18 protein-coding genes are annotated in these 24773 nt (G+C 61.6%); 12 read left to right on the top strand and 6 right to left on the bottom strand.

Annotated features, from left to right (window positions below; genetic code table 11):
• Nucleotides 1-4: 4 nt before the first annotated feature.
• The 7 genes from KI231_RS10840 to KI231_RS10810 all read left to right on the top strand — a co-directional run bounded on the left by KI231_RS10840 (nucleotide 5) and on the right by KI231_RS10810 (nucleotide 7887).
• A complete protein-coding gene (locus tag KI231_RS10840) occupies nucleotides 5-1006 on the top strand; it encodes a polysaccharide deacetylase family protein (RefSeq protein ID WP_103305821.1) in 1002 nt (333 codons plus the stop codon).
• Nucleotides 1003-2307 carry an oligosaccharide flippase family protein gene (locus KI231_RS10835; protein ID WP_213028209.1) on the top strand — a complete coding sequence of 435 codons (1305 nt, stop codon included), beginning with the start codon at nucleotides 1003-1005 and terminating at the stop codon, nucleotides 2305-2307. The genes KI231_RS10840 and KI231_RS10835 overlap by 4 nt, the downstream gene beginning before the upstream one ends.
• Nucleotides 2304-4223, top strand: a complete 1920-nt coding sequence (locus KI231_RS10830) for a hypothetical protein (RefSeq protein WP_213028208.1) — start codon at nucleotides 2304-2306, stop codon at nucleotides 4221-4223. The genes KI231_RS10835 and KI231_RS10830 overlap by 4 nt, the downstream gene beginning before the upstream one ends.
• Before the next feature lie 215 nt (nucleotides 4224-4438).
• Nucleotides 4439-5128, top strand: coding sequence for a GNAT family N-acetyltransferase (locus tag KI231_RS10825; protein WP_213028207.1), 690 nt, complete (start codon nucleotides 4439-4441; stop codon nucleotides 5126-5128).
• 4 nt (nucleotides 5129-5132) lie between these two features.
• A complete protein-coding gene (locus tag KI231_RS10820; protein WP_213028206.1) occupies nucleotides 5133-6317 on the top strand; it encodes a GNAT family N-acetyltransferase in 1185 nt (394 codons plus the stop codon).
• Entirely contained in the window at nucleotides 6289-7080 is a 792-nt protein-coding gene (locus KI231_RS10815) for a ChbG/HpnK family deacetylase (protein WP_213028205.1), read from the top strand. The genes KI231_RS10820 and KI231_RS10815 overlap by 29 nt, the downstream gene beginning before the upstream one ends.
• A gap of 114 nt (nucleotides 7081-7194) precedes the next feature.
• Nucleotides 7195-7887: a GNAT family N-acetyltransferase gene (locus KI231_RS10810; RefSeq protein WP_213028204.1), complete on the top strand. Its 693-nt coding sequence runs from the start codon at nucleotides 7195-7197 to the stop codon at nucleotides 7885-7887.
• 361 nt (nucleotides 7888-8248) lie between these two features.
• Here the strand turns inward: KI231_RS10810 and KI231_RS10805 are convergent, their stop codons facing one another.
• Nucleotides 8249-9055 (bottom strand): class I SAM-dependent methyltransferase, encoded by an 807-nt coding sequence (locus KI231_RS10805; RefSeq protein WP_103305815.1) that lies wholly within the window; start codon nucleotides 9053-9055, stop codon nucleotides 8249-8251.
• Nucleotides 9056-9301: 246 nt separating this feature from the next.
• On the opposite strand from KI231_RS10805, the gene KI231_RS10800 reads away from it, so the two are divergent.
• Nucleotides 9302-9649 (top strand): hypothetical protein, encoded by a 348-nt coding sequence (locus tag KI231_RS10800; protein WP_213028203.1) that lies wholly within the window; start codon nucleotides 9302-9304, stop codon nucleotides 9647-9649.
• 158 nt (nucleotides 9650-9807) lie between these two features.
• Here KI231_RS10800 and KI231_RS10795 read toward each other — a convergent pair whose 3' ends face one another.
• The 5 genes from KI231_RS10795 to KI231_RS10775 all read right to left on the bottom strand — a co-directional run bounded on the left by KI231_RS10795 (nucleotide 9808) and on the right by KI231_RS10775 (nucleotide 18512).
• Nucleotides 9808-11238 (bottom strand): sigma-54-dependent transcriptional regulator, encoded by a 1431-nt coding sequence (locus KI231_RS10795; RefSeq protein WP_103305813.1) that lies wholly within the window; start codon nucleotides 11236-11238, stop codon nucleotides 9808-9810.
• The gene (locus KI231_RS10790; RefSeq protein WP_213028202.1) at nucleotides 11207-12700 is read right to left on the bottom strand and encodes a sensor histidine kinase; all 1494 of its coding nucleotides are present in this window, start codon (nucleotides 12698-12700) and stop codon (nucleotides 11207-11209) included. Before KI231_RS10790 ends, KI231_RS10795 begins: the two co-directional genes overlap by 32 nt.
• Before the next feature lie 94 nt (nucleotides 12701-12794).
• Nucleotides 12795-13898, bottom strand: a complete 1104-nt coding sequence (locus KI231_RS10785; protein WP_103305811.1) for an SCO family protein — start codon at nucleotides 13896-13898, stop codon at nucleotides 12795-12797.
• Nucleotides 13895-16702, bottom strand: a complete 2808-nt coding sequence (locus KI231_RS10780) for a multicopper oxidase domain-containing protein (protein WP_213028201.1) — start codon at nucleotides 16700-16702, stop codon at nucleotides 13895-13897. Before KI231_RS10780 ends, KI231_RS10785 begins: the two co-directional genes overlap by 4 nt.
• Nucleotides 16703-17063: 361 nt before the next feature.
• Nucleotides 17064-18512, bottom strand: a complete 1449-nt coding sequence (locus KI231_RS10775) for a sensor histidine kinase (RefSeq protein WP_103305809.1) — start codon at nucleotides 18510-18512, stop codon at nucleotides 17064-17066.
• A gap of 419 nt (nucleotides 18513-18931) precedes the next feature.
• Between KI231_RS10775 and KI231_RS10770 the strand changes: the two genes are divergently transcribed.
• The 4 genes from KI231_RS10770 to KI231_RS10755 all read left to right on the top strand — a co-directional run bounded on the left by KI231_RS10770 (nucleotide 18932) and on the right by KI231_RS10755 (nucleotide 24570).
• On the top strand, nucleotides 18932-20278 hold the full coding sequence (locus KI231_RS10770) for a hypothetical protein (protein WP_213028200.1): 1347 nt from the start codon (nucleotides 18932-18934) through the stop codon (nucleotides 20276-20278).
• A 35-nt stretch (nucleotides 20279-20313) separates the two neighbouring features.
• Entirely contained in the window at nucleotides 20314-22554 is a 2241-nt protein-coding gene (locus KI231_RS10765; RefSeq protein ID WP_213028199.1) for an Ig-like domain-containing protein, read from the top strand.
• A 71-nt stretch (nucleotides 22555-22625) separates the two neighbouring features.
• Nucleotides 22626-23090 (top strand): curlin, encoded by a 465-nt coding sequence (locus KI231_RS10760; protein ID WP_053119098.1) that lies wholly within the window; start codon nucleotides 22626-22628, stop codon nucleotides 23088-23090.
• A 28-nt stretch (nucleotides 23091-23118) separates the two neighbouring features.
• The gene (locus KI231_RS10755; protein WP_213028198.1) at nucleotides 23119-24570 is read left to right on the top strand and encodes a curlin; all 1452 of its coding nucleotides are present in this window, start codon (nucleotides 23119-23121) and stop codon (nucleotides 24568-24570) included.
• Nucleotides 24571-24773: the final 203 nt, after the last annotated feature.

The raw sequence follows: 24773 nt of genomic DNA, 5'->3' as shown, positions 1-24773 counted from the left end.
AGCCATGGCGATCAAACAACTGATAAAACGCACCAGTGGCTGGCTCTATCTCAACTCGTCCGTGGGCCGCAACCAGTTGCACGGCGCCGGGGTGATTCTGATGCTGCACCGCGTGCTGTCGAACGACCGCGCCGCCGACCTGCCGCACCGCAACGAGCTGTGTGTGGGGCCGAAAGCGTTCGAGCATTTGCTGGTGTGGCTGCGTCGGCATTTCGATTGCGTGCCGCTGATGGAAATCCTCCAGCCCAACTCGCTGCGCACCGAGCGCCCACGGGTGGCGCTGACCTTCGATGACGGCTGGCGCGACAACGCGGTCAACGCCTATCCGCTGCTGCAGAAACATCAGGTGCCGGCGAGCATTTTTCTCTCCACCGACTTCATCGGCAGCCGTCAGCGCTTCTGGTGGGAAAGCCTCGGCGAAACCCTGTGGGGCAGCCACGGCGACAAGGCGCGCATGCACCTGATCGAATGCCTGCATGCCATGCATCACCCCTTGCCGGTGCTGGTCGATGACATTGATGTCGAGCGCCGCAGCCTGGCGCTGCTGCATTATCTGCAAGGCCTGAAGACCCTTGATCCGCAGGAGCTTGAACGCCTGACCGACGAATGCCCGCAAGAGTCGCAACCGCAGGCGCTGGACTGGCATCAAGTGCGCGCACTGGAGGCTTCCGGGCTGGTGCGTTTCGGCCCGCACGGCGCCAGTCATGCGATCCTCACCGGTCTGGACGATGTACGTCTGGACGAAGAAATCAGCCGCAGCCGCGATGCCCTGCACAACGGCTGCAATCGGCCGTTGCCGGTGTATTGCTACCCCAACGGCGACAACGATGAACGCGTGCGCCAACAGATCGCCAGCCATGACTATCCGTTTGCGCTCGGCACCGGCACCGGCATCTATCGCGGTGAAGGCGATCCGCTGAATCTGCCGCGTTTCGGTGTCAGCCAGCGCACGGCGCGCAATCCGGAACTGCTGTCGTGGCGGATCTTTCGCGGGGCGCGGCCATGAGCCGAGGCAGCTACCTCAAGCATCTGGCGCTGAGCATGGGCACCAAACTGGCGATGATCGCCCTGCGTTTGCTGCGCAACGTATTGCTGGCGCGGATCCTCGGGCCGAGTGAGCGCGGGCTGTTTGCGCTGCTCAGCACGCTGCCGGATCTGATCAGCGCGGCCACCAGTGGCGGGCTGAATTCGGCGGTGGGTTATCAAGCGGCCAAGCAGCGACCGATGGGGCTGCTGCTCAGTCAGGTGTTGGTGTTCGGCTGTTTGCTCGCCGCGTTGCTGACCTTGCTGGTGGTGGCGTTGGTGCGCGAGTTTGGCGCTGAACTGGATGTGACCGTGCAACTCGGTCTGCTCGCCTGGTTGTTGCTGCTGGCAGTACCACTGACGGTTTTGAAAAGCGGTCTGCTGACCTTGCACAACGCGTCGGGCGGCGTGGTGGCGTTCAACGCCTTGCGTCTGGTCGAATCGCTGGCACCGCTGCTGCTGTTTCTCGCGCTGTTTTGGATGTGGCAAAGCGCGGCGCTGGAAGCGGCGCTGATCAGTTGGCTGGCCGGGATCAGCCTAGTGGTGCTGGTCGGTTGGGTCTGGCTCAAACGCGCACAGCCATTGCAACTGCAATGGGACCGCGCCAGCCAGAAAGAACTGCTGCGCTACAGCGCCCGCAGCCATCCGGACCTGCTGTTCCAGCAAGTGATTCTGCGCTCGGATTATCTGTTTATCGGTGCCTTGCTCGGCAGCACCGCGCTCGGTCATTACGCCATGGCCAGCGCTGCCGCCGAACTGCTGCTGATCGTCCCGGAAGCGGTGACCACACCATTGATGAAACGCCTGCTGCAGCAGGACGAAGGCATGGATAAAGTCACTCCGCTGGCGTTGCGCCTGACCGCGACGGTAATGCTCGGCGCCTGCCTGAGCATGGCGGTGATTGGCGAATGGCTGATCGTCACCCTGTTCGGCGCCGCTTACCAACCGGCGTATCCGGCGTTGCTCGCCCTGCTGCCGGGGCTGTTGGGCCTGTGCTACGCGAGCATTCTGCGCCTCGACTTGCTCGGCAAGAATCGTCCCGGCACGGTGTCGCTGCTGATGGGCCTGGGCGCCCTGCTCAATCTGGCGCTGAACCTGGTGCTGATTCCGGCCTATGGCATTGTTGGCGCGGCGGCGGCTTCGTCGATTGCCTATCTGGCGGTGACCGTGGCGATGCTGGTGCTTTACTGCCGTTTGAGCGGCGTGCCGTTCTGGCAAACCCTGATCATCCTGCCGCGCGATGTCCTGCCCATGCTGCAGATTCTGCAAAGGAAAGCCGCATGAAAGGCCTGGCCCTGCTGCTCGGTCTCGGCCTGTCGCTGGACGCGTTTGCCGCGTCGATGCGTTGGGGCGAGATCCGTGACGGCAGCCTGTATCTGCAAAGCGATCGCCCGGACACGCTGACCGTGCGCTGGACGCCAGCGTGGCAGGCGGATGCCAACGAAGAGCATCTGTACCTGCTCGACGGCCAGGGCAAATTGCAGGGCGACCGGTTTATCCAGGCCAGCGAAACCCGTGGCAGTCAGAGCTGGCCATTGCTGCCCGGCGCAGCCAGTTATCGACTGGAGATTCCCGGCTACAGCTTTCGCAACTATCGCATCGAACATGACGAGCGCACGGTCGCCCTGTTCGCCCCGGCCAAAGTGCATTTCAGCGCGCAGACGCAGAACGGCGACACGTTGTATTTCAAAGTCGCGCCCGGCGAACGTGCAGTGCTGGCCGGCAAGTTTCATGGCGGTGTCAGTGCGTTGCAGGCGCAGCGCGTGGGTGACGGGCAAGCGCTGACACTGACACTGAAACCCTATCGCGCCTATTGGCAGTTCGATCAGCTCGCACTGCCGGTCAGCGCCCAGGAACAAGTCTGGCGCCTGCGTTTGCAGGGCAGCGGTAAAGCGGCGTTCTGGCTTGATGGCACCGCCAATCTGTTTGCGCAGAACCCGCAGCAACTCAAACCGCTGCGCGAAGACGCCGGGCAGATCCGTTTGACCCTGCACGACAAAGTCCTCGGGCGCACGCCGGATCTGGGCATCGCCCTGCCCTACGTGATGCCGCCAGCAGCCAGTCATGCGGCGCTCGATGCGCTGAAACCGACGGCGGCGAGTTACTACAGTTTTGTTGATGTGACGGCGAAGAACCCGCAGTTCGAAGACGCGTTCCGTCAGGTTTATCAGGATCGTTTCGGCATCAAACAGGACATCACCCTGCTCGCCGGCAGTCAGCGTCAGGCCGATTTACGCGCCGATGTGCAAAGCAACAGCGGCCTCGATGCGTGGCTCGCCAGCACACGAGCACTGGGCGGCAAAGGCACCCACTACATCGGTTTCGCCGACGAGCCGAACCTCAACTATTCGAGCTACGCGCAGTATCAGGCGATTTTCACCAGCATGGCCCGCCAGGTGCGCAGCGACCGGGCGAATGCCAAGGCTGGCGTACGCATCGCCATGCCGGCCAGTTCGCGCCTGGTCAACGGGCCGTTCGCCAATAACGCGGCGGACAAGCGCGGCATCGACTGGGCGCGCCGTTTGCTCAACGAGTCCGCCGATCAGGTGGATGCGCTGGCCTGGCACGAATGGATGATCCGCGATCTGCTCGCCACTCGCGTCTATCGCGACAGCGTGCGCCGCGCCGCCGAATTGGTTGGCCTTGATGGTAACGGCCAGCCGCGCAAGGCCCTGCTGCTCGATCAGACCAATCTGTCCAGCGGCTCCAGCCTCAGCCCCTACGATCAGGAAACCCATTACACCTCGCTGTGGTGGGCGTCGGTGGTGATCAACGCTTCGCAGGACGGCTTGCTGACCATGCTCAACTGGTTCCAGGCCGCCGATGAGCCGCAGTACCCCAAGGGCATGTTGCGGGTACTCGGCGATGATCGTTTCGAGTTGAAACCGGTGGGCCTGGCTCAGCAGTTCATCGCGCAGCACTGGCTGCATAAGGTGCTGTGGCTGGAGAACGATGCGTTTGAAGTCGATGTGCTGGCGATGGCCGGTGATGAGCAACGCGGATTGCTCGGGGTGAACAAAGGCACGCGTTTGCAGCGTATCGATCTGAGCGGCGCCAAGTGCCCGCTGAACAATGGCGCCCTGCGCTACTTCGGAGCGGACAACCGCAGCCGCGACGCACCATTTGCCTGCCGCGATGGGCGCGTCAGCTTCGATTTGCCGGGGGAGACCCTGTTTGCACTGAGCTGGATCGCGTCATGAAGCCAATTCCGATTATCAGAACATGTAAGGCGAACAAAGATTTGTGGGTAGGGAGTTTTTGTGGCGAGGGGATTTATCCCCGATGGGCTGCGAAGCGGCCCCGCATTTACAGGCTAAAAGCGACGACTGCTGCGCAGCCCATCGGGGATGAATCCCCTCGCCACAGAGCCCCTCGCCACAGTCGTTCGCCTTGCCGGAACTCCGGAGTACGCACAATGGGCATCGTCAGCAAACTCAGCGAACACATCAAGCAGAAAGGACTGTCTGCCACCGTCAAAAAGGCCTGGAAGCACTACATCTTTTCCCATCAGGAGCTGCTGTGGATGGAGCGCGATCTGGTCAGCCCGGTGCCGCCGCACAGCCTCAAGCCCTACCCGCCGTTGCGGGTGGTGAAGATCACCGCAGACAACGCCAGCGCCTTCGCCCGCTACTTCGGCGACCGTGTCGGGACCATGGCGGAACTGGCCAACGAGGGCCACACCGGGCACATGCACCTGGACGATCAGGGCGATGCCGTGGCGTTCATCTGGGGCAGTGCGCGGGACTATTTCGACCGCCATTACTACGGCTGCCTGTTCCCGGTGAAACCCGGCGAGTTCTTCGAGTTTGGCGGTGAACTGACCCGTGCCTATTGGGGCTCGGAGCTGTCGGTGGATCTGCAACTGGAGCTGTGGAAAGCCATGGCCGCGCAAGGCTGCGACAAAGTCGTGGATGTCTGCGAGTTCCACAACATTCCGGCGCTCAAGCTGCACCTGCGCATGGGCTATACCGAACAGGGGCGGATCATGAACGTCTACACCCTGTTCAACCGCTGGCGCTTCTACCGCGAAACCCGCTACAGCGGCTCGCGTCTGGATGCGTTGCGCAAACCTTCCCGTCCACCTGTAACAGCTACGGCGGCCTGAGCCTATGGTGACGCGATTCGAATGGTGCACTTCACTGTGCGCCGCCGATTTCCCGGCAGCAGCGTATGAAGCGCTGCGCCTGCGGGTGACGGATCACACGCCGTTCAACAACCTCGGTTGGTTGTGTGCGGCCGAGCAGGCACTCGGTGAGGGTGAGCGTCTGCACATCCTGCTGGGTTGGGAGACGGATGAATTGCGTCTGTGCCTGCCGCTGGTGGCGAGTCGCGAGCGCTTTTTCGGCGTGCCGTTCCGGGTGCTGCACCACTTGGGTTATCCGCTGGCGGATCGCCTCGCGCTGCTGTCGCTACTGGACAGCGAAGGTATGCGCCAGGCGCTGTCGTTGATCCGCCAACGTGTGCCCCACGCGCTGCTGCAGCTCAATGAAGTGTCCGAGCCTGCCGGTGAGGAAAGTGCGCTGACCGAATGGATGGCGCGCAGCTCCACCGCTGAGCGGCGCCTGAGTTGTCGGGTGCCGGTACATCTGATCAGCGAGGCGGATCATCAGGAAGTCTCCGGCGATCCACGCTACAAACTGCGCCGGGCGCGTAAACGGATTGCCGCGTGTGGCGCCGAGGTGCGGCGGATCATTCCGGATGCAGTCACCATGGGGCCGCTGTTGCAGGCGATCAGTGAAGTCGAAGCAGTGAGCTGGAAAGGTGACGAAGGCGTCGGGATTTTTGCCAGCGAACGCAGTCGACTCCTGATCGAGCGCGCCTTCACCGCCCTCGCCGGCCAAGGCCTGGTGCGGCTGGTGACGCTGGAGCTGAACGGGCGGTGCATCAGCTATCGGCTCGGTCTGCTCGAACAGAGTCGACTCTACGATTACAACCTCGCCTTCCTGCCGCAATACGCCGACCTGGGCAGCGGCCGGGTGTTGCTGGAGGAATGGATTCGCTGGGGGCTGGACGAGCACTGGCACTGGATCGATGCCTCGCGGGTCAGCCTGGAAAACTCCAGCCATCAACTGCATGAACGCATGACCGGACAACTGGAGCACTGGCGCTGGAGCTTTTACTCCTGGCGGCCGAGTGGCCTCGTCCTCGGTCTGGGCTTGCGCCTGTGGCATCGACTCAAGCCGCGCGTGCAAGGCTGGCGGGCGCGGCGCGCAGAGCTTGCGAAACCCACATTGAAACCTGTCGCGATCACCACGGAGGGCGAACATGCCTCGCCAAGTCATAGTCAACGCTGACGATTTCGGCCTCAGCCCGAATGAAAACTCGGTGATCTTCGCCGCATTTCAGGCCGGGGTCATCAGTTCTGCCACGGCGATGGCCAACATGCCGGCGTTTGAAGCGGCGTGTGCCATGGCCCGGCACCCTGTGCTGGAAGGCCGGGTCGGATTGCACTTCAACCTGACTTACGGGCGCCCGTTAAGCCGGGCCATCCTGTTGCGCCGAACGTTCTGCGACAGCCATGGTGTGTTCGACCTCAGCCTGCCGCGCCACAGTCTGTGGCTCAGCCGTGAGGATCGCGATGCGGTGCGTGAAGAGTTGCAGGCGCAGTGGCAGCGTTGTGTCGACCATGGCGTACGCCCGAGCCATATCGATTCGCATCAGCATGTGCATAACATCTGGCCGATCGGCGAAATCGTCGCCCGCTTCGCAGCGCATCAGGGCGTACCGATTCGCCTGGCACGCAATCTGGGGCAAAACCTCAACCTGGCGAAACGGTTGTTCAAGGGTTTGCTCAATTGGCGTTTGCAGGGTCTGGCCGGTGTGACCGCCGACTATGTGTGCACGCCGATCGACTTGCGCAACGACTTCGCGCCGACCGACGGTGTGCTGGAAATCGTCGCTCATCCGACTCAACTTGGCGCCGACTTTGGTGACGCCTACCTCAACCCCGACGAATCCCTGAGCCGCGTGCTAGAGCAGCGGCTGGCGGGTATTCCGCGGGTTTCCTACGCCGACTTGAACAAGGATTTTCTACGCGGTGCCGCGGCACTCGATTGACTTACATACCTTGCAATACTTTCAAAGATGGCACTTTGAAATGTACTCGCAAAGGTGATCTATACCCACAAAAGCACCATCCACAACACCCGGGCTGCGGCCACGGAGGGCATCATGAGTGTCATCGAAAAACTACAAGAACGCATCCGCCAGAAAGGCCTCGGTCGCACCTTCGGCACGTTGTGGAAACGCTACGTGTTCTTCCATTGGGAACTGCTGTGGATGGAGCGCGACCTGGTCAGCCCGGTGCCGCCGCACAAGCTGCGCCCTTACGATGGCCTGCGCAGAGTCGACATCACGCCGCAGAATGCCGGAGCGTTCGGCAAGCATTTCGGTGATCGCGTGGAGACCATGGCGGAACTGGCCGCCGAGGGTCACACCGGGCACATGTACCTCGACGCAGACGGCCACGCGGTGGCGTTTATCTGGGGCAGCATTCGCGACTATCACGACCGTCACTATTACGGCTGCACCTTCCCGGTGAAGCCTGGCGAATTCTTTGAGTTTGGTGGCGAAATGACCCGCGCCTATTTCGGCAGCAGTCTGTCGGTGGACGTGCAGGTCGCGCTGTGGGAAGCCATGGCGGCTCAGGGCTGCAACAAGGTGGTGGATGTCTGCGAGACCCACAACATTCCGGCGCTGAAGCTGCACATCCGCATGGGCTACCACGAACAGGGGCGCGTGATGCACGTGTATTGCCTGTTCGGTCGCTGGAAATTCTTCAGTGAAAGCCGCTACGAGGGCTCACGTCTTGACCCACTGCGTAAACCGGGGCGGCCGGTGGTGAGTGCGGCGGCGCAGGCTTGATACATCCTTGAAAGGGATGGCGGCTATTCGGCCGCCATCGCTGGCAAGCCAGCTCCCACAGGGGTTGAGTTGTACTAAGTTTTATTTGTACGACACTAAAACTGTGGGAGCTGGCTTGCCAACCCCCTTAGGGTTTTGAGTTGTACTCAGTTTTATTTGTACGACACAAAACTGTGGGAGCTGGCTTGCCAACCCCCTTAGGGTTTTGAGTTGTACTCAGTATTGCTTGTACGACACAAAACTGTGGGAGCTGGCTTGCCAACCCCCTTAGGGTTTTGAGTTGTACTCAGTATTATTTGTACGACACAAAACTGTGGGAGCTGGCTTGCCAGCGATGAGGCCAGTCGGCGCGATAAGGCATTCACGCCTTGGTGGCGACCAGGGTAAAGCACATCGGCATCTGCGCCTCTTGATTCAGATACTGGTCATACACCTCTTCCCGATTCGAATGCGCGTATTCCTTGAAATGCGCAATGCTCAGCCCTGCCCCGATAGCACCGCTGAAAATCGCTCCCAGCGTGTGCACAAACCAGTACGACTTCGCTGCCTGCTGTTCAACCTTGCCGACATAGACAATCGGTTCCTCCTGCACAAACGGTTCAGCGCGGAAGTACGAACTGGCGAGGCGATAAGGATCTTCCGCATCCGGATCAACCATTTCCAGAAACGGATGGGTTTCATAAATCACCAGTTTTCCGCCCGGCTTGAGGGTCGCGGCGACATGGCGGAAAAACTCGCCGATGTCCGGCATCCAGTTGAGAACGCCAATGGTGATCAGCGCCACGTCGAAGCGATTCTGCAGCGATGCAGGCAGATGATGGATATCGGCTTCGATGAATTCGGCGTTGTGCGCTGAGCGGCGGTTCAGTTCGCGGGCCTGCTCAAGGAACGCCACCGATTGATCAACACCGACAACCCCGCGCGCACCGAGGGCGAACAGCGACAGGCTTTCACGCCCGTTGTTGCAGCCCAACTGGATCACGTCTTTGCCATCAACCCCGACTTGCTCCAGCAAGCCGCGCAACGTGTCGTCGAGGCAAGAGAATTCTGCCTGCGCAACGTCGTTCAACAAGGCCTGCCAGTCAGGCGAATCCTGATGATGGCGGGCGGAATCGTTCCACGCCTGTCGATTGCTCTCGATGGCGGTTTTATTGTTCGGCACTTCCATGGCGCACTCCGGACGATGCTCGTGATTGAGCGGATCCGAGTCTAGATCAGCCCGGCAATTACGGTTGTTGCAAACTTGTAAGCCAATTCGTGTAGGAGCTGCCGCAGGCTGCGATCTTTTGATCTTGTTTTTAAAGGTCAAGATCAAAAGATCGCAGCCTGCGGCAGCTCCTACATATCTGATTGTTTGAATGGCGGGCAGCTATAGTTAATAGCCTTGGGGAAAACCGCACTCGCAGGTGCCGCCATGCAAATGCTCGATCGGCTGTTGTTCACCGGCTGTCTGCTCGCTGCCAATCAGGCGCAAGCGCTGGACAGCAATTTTGTTTACTACGGGCCCAACCAGCCCTTTGCTCACCCTGCTCCGTATTCCTTGAACGCAACGCCGCCGAAGCCTTACGAGGACACGGCGCCGCAGGATTTTGTGGTGATTCCGGATGATCACGTGTTCTACGACTCGCAATTGCCCACCGTGGCGGATGCGACGGTGCGGGTGTTTATTCGCACGTACGATGCCGAGCGCGGGATTTACGTGAATGACGAGGTGTTGGATCCGGGTTGTTTGCTGGAGTGTCTGAGCCGGCAGCAGCATTGATCCTGATTACCAAGTATTAACCAGACGCCACAAAACCCTGTGGGAGCGGGCTTGCCCGCGATGGCGTCCTGTCAGCCGATCTATCTGGTGACTGACACTACCTCATCGCGGGCAAGCCCGCTCCCACAGGGTTTTGGGTGTCCAGGCGGTCACCACTTTTACCACTGCCGTTTATCCGGGCGGGCGAGGCCGAGTTTTTCGATGCGATAACGCAGCATGTCGCGGCTCAGGCCCAGCAGGCGAGCTGATTTGGTGACGTTCCAGTCGGTCTTGTCGAGCATCTTGCGCACCATGTCGCGTTCGACTTCCGGCAGGTTCATCGATTCGGTGTTGCTCGCCGGTCGAGGTTCGTAGTGCATCGGCACTTCATGAATATGCAGCGGCGGTTCGTCGACCAGGCTCATGCACACGTTCAATTGATGCGCAGCAATCGTGTCGCTCGGTGCCAGCAGCACGGTCTGCTCAAGCATGTTGCGCAGTTCGCGCACATTGCCCGGCCAGGTATAACTGAGCAGCAACTCCTCGGCCTGCTGGCTGAAATGCAGATTCGGTTTGCCGTAGCGTTTGCCGTGGCTGGCGAGGAAGTGCCGCGCCAGCAGCAAGATATCGTCGCCCCGGGCGTACAGGCGCGGCACTTTGATCGATATGATCCGTAACCTGAAAAACAGGTCACGGCGAAATTTGCCCTGTTGCACCATTTGCTCAAGGTTGCAGTTGGTCGCGCTGATCACCCGCAGATTGACCTTGCGCTCCTTCACCGAGCCGACCCGGCGAATTGTCCGGTCCTCAAGCAACTTCAGGAGCTTGGCCTGCAGCAGCAGATCCATCTCGCCGACCTCATCGAGAAACAGTGTGCCGCCATCTGCCGCTTCCACCAGACCGACGCGACGGTCCTTGGCATCAGTGAACGCGCCCTTCTCATGTCCGAACAGCTCCGACTCCACCAGATTCGACGGAATCGACGCGCAGTTGAATTCAATAAACGGCCCCTTGCTACGCGGCCCATCGAAATGCAGGGCGCGAGCTACCAGTTCCTTGCCGGTGCCGGTCTCGCCTTCGACTAAAACCGGCGGCAGATCGGTGTTGGCCATGCGCCGCTCGGCGTCGAGCAACTGCCCGATGGTGTTCTTCAGATACTGCATCGGTGCCGAGTCGCCAATCAGCGCCTGCACCCCGGATTTCTGCGCCTCGCGGTCCTGATAGAACGACAGCGTGCGCTCCATCCGTTCGGTGGCCAGAGCCTTGTCCAGCAGCAGTTTGAGTTCCGGCAACGCGACCGGTTTGGTGACGTAGTGAAAGGCGCCCTCCTTCATCGCCACCACGGCATCTTCGACGTTGCCGTAGCCGGTCATCATGATCACTTTCAGATCTGGCGCGCTGATGCGCAGCTTCTGGATCAGGTCATGCCCACTCATGCCCGGCAGCGAGTTGTCGGTCAGCACGATGTCGGGCATGAAGCTGTTCAATTGCTCCAGCGCATCTTCAGCAGAATGGCAGACAGTCACCTCGAAGTCCTTGCGCTCCAGGTAGGTCTGAATATTCTCGGCCAGCAGTTCGTCATCCTCGACCAGCAGAATGCTGTGTTCCATATTCCCCTCCCGTTGCCACTTTGAAGTTGAGACTGACGCGGGTTCCTTCCTGCTCGCGGCTGGTCAGCACGACCGAACCTTCGAAACGCTCCATGATGCGTTTGACCAACGCCAGGCCAACCCCGAGGCCGCCCTGTTTGGTGGTGAAAAACGGTTTGAACACCAACAGTTGCTGCTGCGCGCTCATGCCCTTGCCGGTGTCGCTCACGGTCAGGCGCACGCTGTCGGGCTGCGGCGATTCGAATTCGACGCTGAGCACACCGCCCTTGGGCATGGCTTCCAGGGCGTTGGCAAACAGGCTATTGAGGATTTGCGTGAGCAACACCTTTTGACTGACGACCGGCGCGCAGTTTTGCGGAGTGAAGCGCACTTCGACGTTGCTGCGTTTGATCAGCGCCTCGAAGGCGCCAAAGGTGTCCTCGACCGCCATCAGCAGGTCCACCGCCTCGCCGTCGTCATTCATCGGCCGCAGCGACACCAGCAATTCGCGCACCCAGCGCGACATGCGATCGACCTGGCTGATGATGTCGCCAATGTTGCGTTGCGCGCCAGGGCTGGCGACTTCCTGGGCCAGTTCGGCGCTGGAACGGATGGTCGCCAGCGGATTGCGCAGGCTGTGCGCCACCGCCGAGGACATCTCGCCGAGGGCGACAAAGGTTTCATTGCTGATCAACTGTTGCTGTTGGCTCTGCAGCAGTTTCGCCGCGCGGCGGACGATCCAGAACAACGCCAGAAAGATCGCCGCACCGCCGAAACACGTGGCGGCCCAGATCGAGGCAAATCCACGGTCGATGCGGTCGACCAGATCCGCCGGTTCCTTGTAGATCTCGACCATGGTCACGACTTTGCTTTTGTCGGCGTTGAACATCGGGATGTAGTTCTCGATGAACAGATACTTCGGTTCGCGCAACAACTGCTGCTCGGGTTTCTCATCGTCGATCTTGTGATAACTGGAGGACACCGCGACTTTCATCTCGAACGATTCGTCGAGCTCGTCGTCATCCTCGAATTTGACCCCGATCAGCTCGGGATTGGTCGACCAGATCACCGTGCGATCCAACGCATACACCGTGGCCAGAAGTATGTCTGGCAGGTGTTCGATATGGTCGAGAAACTCCGCGCGCGCCGCTGCATGGGCAACGGGATCGACATCGGGAAAGTTGTCGTCCTGGCGTGGATCGAGCATTTCGCCCATGGTGCGTGCCGGGGTGATGCCGGCGTGGCGTATTTCCGCCGAGCCAATGGCCTGAACGAATTGCGCGGTCAGCAAGGCGTCGCGCTCGACACTTTCGGTGACGACAAAGCGCGTCGAGATGTACCCCAGCCCCACTGCCACGACGGCGATGATCAAAAAGCTCGCGAGCGAGAACCAGCGCAGCAGATTGAACTGTTCGCGCCAGCTCTTGCCCATTGCCGCCGGCGTGTCCGGCGCGGAGGTTTTTTGTATTTCCAGTCGCTGCATGGGAGTGCCCTGGAGGTTTTGTATCGAGCCAGTTACAGCCATCAGTGTAGGTGGCTCTGACCGCGACACACGGTTCAATGATGCTATTTCGCCGCTACCGCATCTGACTCACCGTCGCGGCTGCATGGTCCGGTTTTACTGGCGTCAATGCACCGTCGGCCATGGCATTGGCGGACGGTTGCTGGCGCTCGGTTTCGTCGCTGAGGAAGTCGATGATCGACTGCGCAGATGCCTCGTCGAGGCGCAGGTTGGGCATCGGAATTCGCTCGAACTGTTCGTAGAGTTGCAGGGCAGTCGGGTCTTTTTCCGCGAGCAGGCGATCCGGTTCGCGAATCCAGCGATTCAGCCACTGCGGATCACGGTTGCGGGTCACTCCGATCAGGTCCGGACCGATGCTGCGCATGCCAAGGCCCTGGCCATCCATGGGGCCGAGGCTGTGGCACGAGGCGCAGCGGGTGCGGAACAGTTCTTCGCCATTGCTCGGCGGGCGAATGTCCGGGGCGTCGGCGTAACTTTCTTCGATGCTCGGCTGTTTCCAGTTCTGCAGAGTGTTGGCCAGTTGATCGGCGAGGATCCACGGATTCTCGAACGGCGAGGCTTTCATCCAGCGCCCGGTGGTCTGGTTGCCGACGATCAGGCTGAGGTTGTGATCCTTGCTGCGGCCGTTGTCGACGCCTTCGATGAACAGCCCGAGTTTCTTGCGCAGGTCGGTGACGTCTTCGAATTCGCCGGTGAGAAACTTCCAGCCGGGGCCGACCTTGAAGCGCTGCGCATAGGCCTTGAGCACTTCGGGGGTGTCGCTGAGCGGGTCGATGCTGATCGAGTAGAAAAAGATGTCCTGGCCGACCCGATCACCGAGGAGTTTCTGCACCTGACGCAAGCGCGCGGTTTCCAGTGGGCAAGAGTCGCTGCAGGACGTGAAGATGAAATTGATCACCACCACTTTGTCTTTGATCAGGTCATCGAAAAAATGCACCTGCCGACCGTCCTGATCAGTCAGCAAGGTGTTGGGGAAATAGTCGCCACCCCACGGGGTGGCGGATTCGCTGGTCGCTGCCGTTGCGTCAACGCTGGCCTGGTGCGCGAGCAGCACGCGGCTGCCGAGCACGCAGGCCACCAGCACCAGCACCAGGTGCATACCCAGCGCCCGGGAGCGCGGGGTATGCAGCGGTTGGCTGTCACCGTGGCGGCGGTTCATGGCTTGACCACCACTTGCGGGCCGTAACCGTCGCCATTGCGGAAGGTTGGCAGCGCGGCCGAGTTGACGTAGCGCACGCCGTCCCAGCTCGGCAGAGGCGTCGGCATCAACTGCAGTTGCCCGGGTTTTTCAAGGTCCCACCGCAGCAGCATCGAGTTGTCTTCGTGCTGGGTGTTGTGACAGTGCTCCATGTACGTCCCGGCGAACTCGCGGAAGTTGATCGCCATTTCGACGTTGTCCAGACCATCGGCTTCGGAACCGATCCGGTAGACGTCCTTGCGCGCCCATTTCTCCCATTCCGGTGGTGCTTTGCCGCCGCGACTGAGGATGATCCCTTCTTCGAAGTGCACATGCACCGGATGGCTCCAGCCCTTGCCGCCGGCCTTGATGTTCCAGACTTCCAGAGTGCCGAATCCGCTGACGCCGGCATCGGTCGGGCCGCTGGACAGCTGGGTCGAGGCGTTCAGGCGCCGTGGGTCCATGTGGTAGCCAAAACCACCGTCGGTCTTGACCGTCCACGGTGCTTCATCGGTGCCATCGGCACGGCCGAAGGTGAAGGTGCGGTGACGGGCTTTGGCCAGCAGCGCCTTGTCGGCAGCGTTGTCGCGATGGATCTTCAGCGGGATCATCACCAGCCCTTCAGCCTTGCCGGGTTTGGCCGGTTCGTAGGCTGCCGGGTTCATCGCCAGATCCTGGCCGGTGTAGGCCTTGACGTTGAGTTGCAAAACCTTGCCCACCGCCGGATCGCCCTTGTCCCACTGCGGGCCCTTGCTGGTTTGCTTGATCACCGGCAGGTATTTCTCCGAGAGCACATCCGCCAGCGGGATCATTTCTTTCGGGCCTTTGCCGTCGTCCTGCGCCTGCAGGTTGAGGAAGAACAGCTTGTCGCCAGGCTTGATGCCGTTTTTCGCGAAGTTGACGATGATGTCGAAGCGCTCCGCGATGCCTTGGGTCGGCAGGATCGCGTTGTGGTTCTGTTTATCGCCGTCGGCGTCGAGGTCCATGCTGCCGTCGAACGGCACGCTGTGTTCCATAATGTTGCCGTCGTTGGCGATCATGTGGAACGGCACGCGGCTGTACGTCAGACCCGAGTTTTTCGGCCCTTGGAACTCTCCGCCACTGCCTTTGATTTCCCGCACCAGCGCCAGTTTGAAATAGCGCGACACCGAGCCATTGAGAATGCGGAAGCGATAGCTGCGTGCGCGCACGTCGAGGGTCGGTTTCCACTGCCAGTTGACCAGCACCTGATCGCCGATGAAGCCGTCGGTGTTGAACGGGTTGAACCACAACTGACCTTCCTGATCCCAGGCCTTGTCGGCGAACACTAGGTTGACGTCATAGTCGCGGTTGCCCCACGGCAAGGCGCTGCCGCTGGGGAAGCGCAGGTTGACGCCGTCGTTGACCGACTCGTTGCCGCGATCCAGCGCGCTGTAGTAGTTCATCATCGCCGCGTTGCCCTTGTAGACATTCTGCGCGGTGAAATCGAGCATGTGGTCGTGGAACCAGTGGGTACTCATGGTTTCGCGCCAGTCGCCCCGGATCTTGATGGTGCCGTTATTACAGGTCTTCTTCGCCGGGGCCAGATCGTTGACCCACAGGGTCTCGCCCGGCGCACAGGGGAACGCCGCGCGCGGGTCTTCCGCCTTGGTGTTGATGCTGTCGTAACCGGCGAGCTGGATCGGCCAGCGATAATCGTAGTACTGGCCGGGGAAGAAGAACGCGTTGGCATAGCCGTCGCTTTCCGCCGGCGCGTGGCCGTTGTGCTCGTGGGTGCTGATGGTGTGCAGACCGAAACCGCGGTTGGCCGACGGGTCGATCGGCAAGCCGTTGTAGTGGCGCATCATCACCGGTTGGCCGTAGCGCACCATCAACAGTTTCGGCGGCAGCGTGCCGTCGAAGGTCCATACCGAATTGTGGTTCTGCACCGGCATGTTCGGGTGGAAGCGCGGGTCGACGCCTTTGGCGGTGCCATCGGTCGCCGGTACGCCGGCGACGTTGTGGTAAAGACCGCCGGGGCCGAACTCGCCCAGGGCGTAGCCGTGCATTTGCCGACTGTCACGCAGGCCGCCGTTGAGGCGCGCGCCGGTCTGCACGGTTTTATAGGCGACTTGCGGGTAGAACTCGTTCCAGCGCTGGTGCGACCAGCCTTTTCCTGGCGGCCGTCCTTCAGCGGAGGAGCCGATGTGGCGGTTGAGGAACACTTCGATCTGCGCCTGCCACGGGTTGCGGTCGACCACGTTGGAGAACTGGCTGGGGAACGGCGTCAGCCCCGGTTGGCGCAAGAACGCATCGAGCGCCGTGCCGGGTGGCGCGCTGCGGGCGATGTTGTTCGGGTCCTGCGCAGGTGCCGGGCCGATCGCGGCCGGCGGAAAGGGCAACGGCGCGGCCGGGGTGGTCGGGTCGAGTTTTTCCGGGCCGAATTCCTCGAACAGCAGCAACTGCTGGCTGAACGGCTGTGCGCCATAGAGCGGGCTGGGTTTGCCGTTGGTGGGATAGTTGAAACTGGTCTGCACGGTGGGCGGCAGAACGTTTTCCGTGCGGGTCGAGTCTCGCGTGCCTTTGACCCCGTCGGGCAAATCGAAGGAGTCTTCGTTGGCCTCGGGCATGGTCAGGATGGCGTTGAGTGCGGTCGGCTCGTCCGCCGGCTCGTCGTAGTACGCCGACGGATCGGACGTTTCGGGCTGGCGTTCATCATCAATCGGGCTCGCCTGAACCACGGTCATGGTGCCGAGGGTCAACATCAGAAAGACGCTCAGTGGCGTCAACCGGAAGGTATTGCTTAGGTCACGCGTTGCTCTGTCCATCACCAGCCGCCTCATCAAGGAAGGGGTGATGGTGTTTTGCAACTAGTGCGCCAAGAATTTATTTCCAGTTGTTACAGGGGCTTGGGGACGCTGTAGGTTCCCCCACCCCCCGGTGACCGGGGCTTGACACCCATTGGTGGGGGAAGTTCATAAAATTATCGAGCGTATGAATTCTTGTGGCGAGGGAGCTTGCTCCCGCTCGACTGCGCAGCAGTCGTAAACCCCTTTTGTCTTGCTCGTTCCCATGCTCTGCGTGGGAATGCAGCCCGGGACGCTCTGCGTCCCATTGGAACGCGGAGCGTCCCTTGAGACATTCCCACGCAGAGCGTGGGAACGATCATGCACAGGGGGAAGGTGTAAATCAGGGGACGCGTTGGAAGGCCAGGCGCACGGTGGTGCCCTCGCCTTCGCGGCTGTCGAGGGTCACGCCGCCGCCGAAGCGCTCCATGATGCGTTTGACCAGCACCAGGCCGACGCCCAAGCCCCCCGATTTGGTGGTGAAAAACGGCCGGAACGCCATGGTCCGTTGTTCCTCGTTCATGCCTTTGCCGGTGTCGCTGAGCACCACGCATACACCACGATCGCCGCTCGGTTCAAGGCTGACGGTCAACGTGCCGCCCTTGTCCATCGCCTCCAGCGCATTGGCCAGCAGGCTGTTGAGGATCTGCGTCAACTGCACCGGCTGACTGAGCACCATCGGTGTGTGCTGCGGATGAAACACCACTGTCACGCCGGCCCTGGCGATCTGCTGTTCGAAGGCGACGAGGCTTTCGTGCAACGCGGCCACCAGGTTCACCGGTTCCGGGTCATCGTTGAGCGGACGCAACGACTGCAGCAGTTCGCGCACCCATTTCGACATGCGGTCAACCTGACCGATGATGTCTTTGATGTTCTTTTCGGCCGGGCCGGCATCGAACTCCAGCGCCAGTTCGGCACTGGAACGGATGGTCGCCAGCGGATTGCGCAAGCTGTGCGCGACCGCTGAGGACATCTCGCCGAGGGCCACAAAGGTTTCATTGGCGATCAGTTGTTTTTGCTGGGCGGCGAGCAGAATCGCTGCGCGCCGCACGATCCAGTACAGGCCCAGATAAATCAGTCCGCCGCCGAGCGCGGTGGCCAGCCAGATCAAGGTCAAACCGCGCTCTATGCGCGCGATCAGGTCTTTGGGTTCCTTGTAGATCTCGACCATCGCCGTGACGTTCTTGCCCTCGGCGTCGAACAGCGGAATGTAGTTCTCGATGAAGATGTAATCCGGCGGGATGATGAACTTCTGTTCCTCCCGGGCCTTGTCAACGTCGTGGTAGCTGGCCGACACCGGAATCTTTTCATTGAACGCGCGATCGAGGTCTTCGTCGGCATGAATGCTGGTACCGACGAGCGCCGGATTGGTTGACCAGATCACCAGCCGGTCCGGCGCGTAGATATTGGCGAGGATCACGTCCGGCAAGTGTTCGATGTGATCGAGAAATTCCCCCCGCGCCCCTGCCCGGGCCTGCGGATCGACATCGGGGAAGTCCTTGTCCTGACGCGGATCGAGCAGTTCGCCCATGGTGCGGATATTGGGAATCGACACGTGGCGCACTTCGGCGGACGCGATGGCCTGGATGAATTGCGCGGTGAGCAAGGCATCGCGCTGCACACTTTCATCGATCACGAAACGCGTTGAAACCATCCCGAGTGCGATGGCCACGGTGCCGATCACCGCCATGCTGATCAGCGAAAACCAGCGCAGCAGGTTGAACGGTTGCTTGCGCGAACCCAACCGTAGCGTGCCCTCCTCAACCGGAAGCGATTTCGACTGCATATTCATGGCGGCGACTTCCCGATACGTCCCTATAGGGTTATAGCCCACGGGTGGGGGTTTGCCCGGATGCGGGGATATCGACCCGATGCGCTGATCCCACAAACACCAAAAACCCTGTGGGAGCTGGCTTGCCAGCGATGGCGGTTTGTCTGTGCCGAGGATGTCGACTGATCCACCGTCATCGCTGGCAAGCCAGCTCCCACAGTTTCTTCATCCGACAGATATTCAGTGTTCATCCCCATCGTCCCCGATTCTGGGGAATGACGCCCTTTCCCCGCAGGCCACAAACTTCGCCAAACCGCCCGCCAAACCCTCTAAACCGGCCCTCTCCCGCCCGTCCACCGCACCTTGGCATGGAAGGTGTACAGGCCCTGTGCAACTGACCCATCCCCAAGGGGCAGGTACTTTGATAGAGGGATTAACTCATGCACCCTTTACTGTCCAAAACCGCGACCGTCCTGGTCGTGAGCGCCTTGGCCCAGGGCATTGCTCAGGCCGCTTTGTTTGCTGTTGACCCCGGTCCTTATGCGGCGGCCAACGGCGGTTTCGCCAGCTGGTATCAGGACACCCACGGTCGCACTCTGGATCTGTGCCTGTCCAAAGCGCTCAGCTCGCGAGTGCCAAGCACACCGGGCGCACCTTCGTACATGTGCTCCCTGCTGCCGACCCCCGGCGTGTTCGACGACACCCAGCCAATCGTCTTCCCGAGCAACTTTCCCGATGAAGCGTTTTGGTTCACCGGCGAAACCACCCTTGTCGACGCCGCACGCGGGATCGACCTGACCTACGTCAGCGCCGTCGAAGCCGCGTTCGCCGCCGAAGAACCGGTGGAAGGTGATCAAGTCAGCTTCGCGCGGATCCGCATTCGCGTCGATGTGCCCACTGCCGGCACCTACGTGATCACCCACCCGTATGGTGTTGACGTGTTCAACATCGACACCCCCGGCCGTCGCGCGATCAACATGACCCGCGACATCGGCATCGGCACGCCGAAAACCTATGACGGCGCGCTCAAGGGTGACATCGGCCCGTTTCTGCGCAGCGTCAACGGCCCGTACACCGAGACCAACCCGGTCACCGGCGCCGCCGAACAATTCGTCGGCGACCCGAACCTGTCCGAAGCGGTGACCGGTAGCCCGTTCAATACCAACTTCGTACGCATCGAAGGTCCGAACGGACTGGACCTGCGCACCACCGCATTCGCCGTCTCCGGCAAATTGTCGACCGTGGTTCGACCCACGCCGATGATCACCCAGCGCAGCACCTACTCACGCAAAGCGGGGACCAGTGCCCCGGTCGCTCAGCAGGACGTTTTCGTTCTCGCACCACCAGCCCCCGGCACCGTCGCCGTGACCAGCCTCACCCCGGTGCTGAACATGACCGAAGCCAACTCCACCGGCGCCTGGTACGCGCAATCGTCGGCCAACCCGACCTTGCCGAGCGTCCTGCAAGTGACCGCCGACAACCACCTGGCCATCGCCAGCAGCACGCCGACCACCCTGCCCATGACCCTGACCGACCTGGTAGTGATCCAGCGCGCCGAGTACAGCCTCAGCTCCGGGCAACTGACGTTGGTGGCCTCGACCAGTGACGAAACATCGCCACCGGTACTCACCGCAACCTCCATCAGCGGCGCCGCGATTGGTGCGCTGAGCGGCGACGGCGCGGTGAAAACCCTGGCCACCGGGATCTCGCCGATACCGCCAGCCAAGGTCCGCGTGACGTCGTCCAACGGCGGCAGCGATACCGAAGAAGTGGTCATCGTGCAATGAACGCTCACATGCCCAGATCCGCATCAGGAGGCATCATGAACAAGTGGCCACGCTTTGCGCTCAACGCGCTCGGGCTCGGGCTCGCTCTCTCGCTGACCGGCAGTGCCTATGCGCAACTCGCCGCCGTCGACCCCGGGCCCTACACCTTCGCCACCGGGAAATTCCCGATGTGGTATCAGGACAGCAATCAACTGTCGATGGAACTCTGTCAGTCGCGTGCCGCCAGTTCGCGGGTAGCGGCCAGCACCCCACCGGCCTACATGTGCACCCTGCTGCCGGAACCGGGCATCTACGACGACAGCCTGCCGATGGTGTTCCCGGACAACTGGCCGCCGGAAGCCTTCTGGTTTCTCGCCGAAACCACTATCCCCAACAACGGCGCCGGCTTTGGCATGGACGCTTATGTCGCCGGGATCGAAGCGGCGTTTGCCTCGGAAAACCCGGCTGACGGCGATCAACAAAGCTTCGCGCGGATCCGTATCCGGGTAAACGTCCCCGTGGCCGGCACCTACACCATCACTCACCCGTATGGTGTGGAGACGGTTAACGTCACCACCCCCGGGCGCCGGGCGATCAATATCACCAAGGACATCGGCATCGGTGCGCCGGGCGACTTCAGCGGCACCCTCAACGGCGCCATCGGGCCGTTCCTGCGCAGCATCAACGGCCCGTACACCGAAGTGAACCCCGATACCGGCGGCGTCGAAACCTTCGTCGGCGACCCGAACCTCACCGAAGCGGTGACCGGCAGCCCGTTCGACACCAACTTCGTACGCATCGTCGGGCCGTCCGGCGCCGGTACGATTCAGACCAACCTGTTCACCGTCGCCGGAAAGGTGCTCGACAGCCGTCAGCAAACCCACGTCGACATCGACCGCGCCACCTATCGCCGCACCTCGGCCGGGGTGCGTGCCGAAGTGTTCGCCAAGGCTGACAGCAGCTCGACCCTGTGTTTCCGTGAAACCGTGGCGCTGCTCCCCGGTCCACCGCCAACGCCGTGCCAGACCAGCCTGACCGGTGACAACACCGGGCTGTTCTTCGGCCAACGCCTGGGCAGCGGTGCCGTGCCGCCCGTGGTGGTGGTGACTGCGACCAACCCGGCCGGGACCACGCGTCCGACCGCTGTGTCGGCCAAGCTCACCGACGTGGTGAAAGTGCAGACCGCGCGTTACAGCTGGGCCAACCACAGCTTGCTGATCGAAGCGACATCGACCGATGAAGTGGCAGTTCCGGACATGGTTGCCCAAGGCTACGGACGCCTGTCGAAGACCGGCACCCTGCAGCGCATCACCGTCGCCGACCTGACTCAGCCACCGGCCACCGTGACGGTGAAATCCGCCGCCGGCGGCAGTGACACCGAGCCCGTTGTCGTCGTCGGCACCGCACCGGACACCGGCGCCAACCAGGCGCCAATCGCCAACGCCGACACCGGCAGCACCAGCTTCGGCGTGCCGGTGACCGTCAACCTGCTGGCCAACGACAGCGATCCCGACGGCAACACGCCGCTGAGCATCACCGCATTGACCCAACCGGCAGCCGGCCAAGGCACCGTCGTGCTCAGTGGCACCACAGCCGTGGTCTACACCCCACCCGCCGTGGTCAACGCGCCACTGACCACGACCTTCACCTACAAAGCGCAGGACGCCAAAGGGCTGGCCTCGGCCAATCCGGCCACCGTGACCATCACCGTCGCCCCGAACCAGGCGCCCACCGCCGTCGCCGACAGCATCGCAACGGCAGGCCTGACCGTGCCAATCAGTGTGCTGGCCAACGACACCGATCCGGAAGGCAACGTGCCGCTGGCCGTGGCCAGTGTCACCCAGCCGGCGCTCGGTCGCGGCAGCGTCACCACCGACGGTACCGTGGTCACTTACACCCCACCAGCCGTCATCCTGACCGCCTTCACCACGACCTTTACCTACGTCGCCCGGGACAGCTTCGGCGCCCTGTCGACACCGGCCACGGTCACCGTGCAGGTGTCGCCAAGAGCGCCAGCGGAAACCTTCGCCGTCACCGCCGCCACCGTGACCGCACGGGCCGGTAATCGCTTCACCTGGGACTTCTCGGGGACCTCGTCGGTGATCCTCGGCAACACCGTCACCGTGCAAGTCACCACACCGACCGGCCTGGTGACCCTCGGCACCACGACCGTGCCACTGACCGGTCGCTGGAGACTGACCGTCACCAACACCACCGTGGTGCCGTCGGCCAACCCGACCGCAACGATCCGCACGACGCCTGGCACCGTGCGCACCGTCCCGGTCACCGTGCAGTAACCCTCCGCCCCCACCACCCGGTCATCGCGACCGGGCCGGTGGGCCAGTTTTCATGACCCGGGATTTTCGCCATGAACACGCCGACCGCCGCCCTGCTTTGCCTGCTCCTGCTGTGCAGCAGTGCAGGCGTGCGTGCCGACGACCTGATGGACAACGACGACCTGGCCCCGACCAGCAGCGACCTCGGCGAACTGCCCCCACCCGTGGGTCAGCAAGCCCTGATCGACCAGCTCGGCCAGGCCAACGTCGCCCTGCTGCAACAGAACGGTCAGTCGCTGCTCGGGCAGATCGTGCAGTCTGGCAGCAATCAGGAAGCGTACATCCTGCAACAGGGCAGCGACTTGATGGCGCTGATCAACCAGAACGGTTCCGGCAACGCCGCCTCGATCACTCAGAACGGCAGCCACAACCGCGCGCAGATTTCGCAAAACGGCAACAACAACGACGCCAGCATCGAGCAGGCCGGCGCGGGGCTGCAAAGCGCCGTGACCCAGTCGGGCAACGGCATGAGCGTTTCGGTCAAGCAATACCGCTAAGCACTGCAAATCATCGGAGAGTTCAATCATGTTCAAACTGACGCCCCTCACCGCCGCCCTCCTGGTCATGATCAGTGCCCAGGCCATGGCCGACGACAGCCTGTCCAACCAAAGCCAGGCCGGTACCGCCAACATCGCGGACGTGAAACAGACGCAGGCACCGTTCAGCACCGCCACCCAGACCCAACTGGGCCAGGGCAACGACGCCGCCGCCGTGCAAGACCACGCCAGCAGCGTGATCACCCAGGACGCGGTCGGCGACTACAACGCCGGTTACGCCGAACAACTTTACGAAGACAACGCCACCATCACCCAGCAACAGGTCGGCGCCTTCAACACCGCCCACGCCAGCCAGTCACTGGGCTTCGGCTCACCCAACAATGCGCTGCAACAGCAGCAAGGCACTGGCAACTTCTCGTTCGTCTATCAGGACTCGCAAAACGGCAGCGAAGGCAAAACCTTCCAGTACGGCGACAGCAACGAAGCCAACATCGAACAACTCTATGAAGGCGTCGGCAACAGCTCAGTGATCACCCAGTACGGCACCGCCAACTACGGCACCGCCGAACAGGTCACCCACAACGGCGGCCAGATCGGCATCAACCAGGCCGGCGAAAGCAACTACGCCTACGGCGACCAGCGCAACGGCACCGGCGGCAACATCACCATCAACCAGTTCGGCAACCTCAACGGCACCGAAATCTGGCAAGACTCGCAACTGGCCAGCCAAGCCACCATCAACCAATACGGCGACAGCAACGAATCCGTGGTCGACCAAAGCTTCGGCGAAAACAATAGCGCTGCCGTGACGCAGGTCGGCAACAGCAACGCGATCTACGCCGACCAGTTCGAATCGGTCAATTCGACACTGGCGCTCTATCAAGTCGGCAACGGCAACGTGCACTTCACCTACCAGAACGGCGAGGGCCACGTGCTCAGCGCCACCTCCGTGGGCAACGACAACAAGGTCTACGCCAGCAACTGGAAAGGTCCGCAATCGGGCGGACAGTTCGGCAGCAACCAACGTGCGACCGTCACCCAGGCGGGGAATGGCAACATCGCCAGCTTCACTCAGGATGGGGTTGGGCATGTGATGACCACGCACCAGACCGGGACCGGCAACAAGACCACGGTCAGTCAGGCCGAGTCGTATAACGAGCTTTATTTTGATCAGAATGGCAGCGACAACATTTTGATCTCGGATCAGCGTGGGACCGGCAACCTGGTGCAGGGTTCTTCGAATGGCACCGGAAACAGTGCTGAGTTTGATCAATCGGGATCGGGTAACCAGGCGTATACCGCGCAGTTGTATGGCAGTGACAACCAGATCACTGTGAAACAGGCTGATACGATGAACGTGGCGTATGTGACCCAGGGCGGGACGGGGAACATTGCCAATGTGGATCAGAGTGGGGTTACGCAGACGGCGAATATTCAGCAGTTCGGGTCGGCTAACCAGGCGACGGTTTTGCAGCAGTAGGGGTTGGGTGTTGGAAAACCGCGACCTGCTGAGGGTCGCGGTTTTTTTTGCGCTGACGCTTGAGTTGCGTCCTACGGAAAACGGAACGTTTTCAGAAATTCGGGGAGTTTTCTGACAAGTTCTGGCGGTTGGCCGTCGGAAGTGCAGGCTCTAGGATTTGCCGGGACAACTTGATCCTCATGGAGCTTGGCCTACATGCAATT

This window comes from Pseudomonas sp. Seg1, from assembly GCF_018326005.1.
GTDB lineage: Bacteria > Pseudomonadota > Gammaproteobacteria > Pseudomonadales > Pseudomonadaceae > Aquipseudomonas.
Note: the sequence above shows the minus strand (reverse complement) of the source record. Positions and strands in the feature narration are given on the sequence as shown.

Coding starts and splice junctions, on each gene's coding strand:
- KI231_RS10805 (WP_103305815.1), bottom strand. CDS start 9,055: ATGGAAGTGCCGAACAATAAAACCGCCATCGAGAGCAATCGACAGGCG.
- KI231_RS10770 (WP_213028200.1), top strand. CDS start 18,932: ATGCACCCTTTACTGTCCAAAACCGCGACCGTCCTGGTCGTGAGCGCC.
- KI231_RS10795 (WP_103305813.1), bottom strand. CDS start 11,238: ATGGAACACAGCATTCTGCTGGTCGAGGATGACGAACTGCTGGCCGAG.
- KI231_RS10765 (WP_213028199.1), top strand. CDS start 20,314: ATGAACAAGTGGCCACGCTTTGCGCTCAACGCGCTCGGGCTCGGGCTC.
- KI231_RS10835 (WP_213028209.1), top strand. CDS start 1,003: ATGAGCCGAGGCAGCTACCTCAAGCATCTGGCGCTGAGCATGGGCACC.
- KI231_RS10800 (WP_213028203.1), top strand. CDS start 9,302: ATGCAAATGCTCGATCGGCTGTTGTTCACCGGCTGTCTGCTCGCTGCC.
- KI231_RS10755 (WP_213028198.1), top strand. CDS start 23,119: ATGTTCAAACTGACGCCCCTCACCGCCGCCCTCCTGGTCATGATCAGT.
- KI231_RS10820 (WP_213028206.1), top strand. CDS start 5,133: ATGGTGACGCGATTCGAATGGTGCACTTCACTGTGCGCCGCCGATTTC.
- KI231_RS10760 (WP_053119098.1), top strand. CDS start 22,626: ATGAACACGCCGACCGCCGCCCTGCTTTGCCTGCTCCTGCTGTGCAGC.
- KI231_RS10790 (WP_213028202.1), bottom strand. CDS start 12,700: ATGCAGCGACTGGAAATACAAAAAACCTCCGCGCCGGACACGCCGGCG.
- KI231_RS10780 (WP_213028201.1), bottom strand. CDS start 16,702: ATGGACAGAGCAACGCGTGACCTAAGCAATACCTTCCGGTTGACGCCA.
- KI231_RS10810 (WP_213028204.1), top strand. CDS start 7,195: ATGAGTGTCATCGAAAAACTACAAGAACGCATCCGCCAGAAAGGCCTC.
- KI231_RS10785 (WP_103305811.1), bottom strand. CDS start 13,898: ATGAACCGCCGCCACGGTGACAGCCAACCGCTGCATACCCCGCGCTCC.
- KI231_RS10825 (WP_213028207.1), top strand. CDS start 4,439: ATGGGCATCGTCAGCAAACTCAGCGAACACATCAAGCAGAAAGGACTG.
- KI231_RS10815 (WP_213028205.1), top strand. CDS start 6,289: ATGCCTCGCCAAGTCATAGTCAACGCTGACGATTTCGGCCTCAGCCCG.
- KI231_RS10840 (WP_103305821.1), top strand. CDS start 5: ATGGCGATCAAACAACTGATAAAACGCACCAGTGGCTGGCTCTATCTC.
- KI231_RS10775 (WP_103305809.1), bottom strand. CDS start 18,512: ATGAATATGCAGTCGAAATCGCTTCCGGTTGAGGAGGGCACGCTACGG.
- KI231_RS10830 (WP_213028208.1), top strand. CDS start 2,304: ATGAAAGGCCTGGCCCTGCTGCTCGGTCTCGGCCTGTCGCTGGACGCG.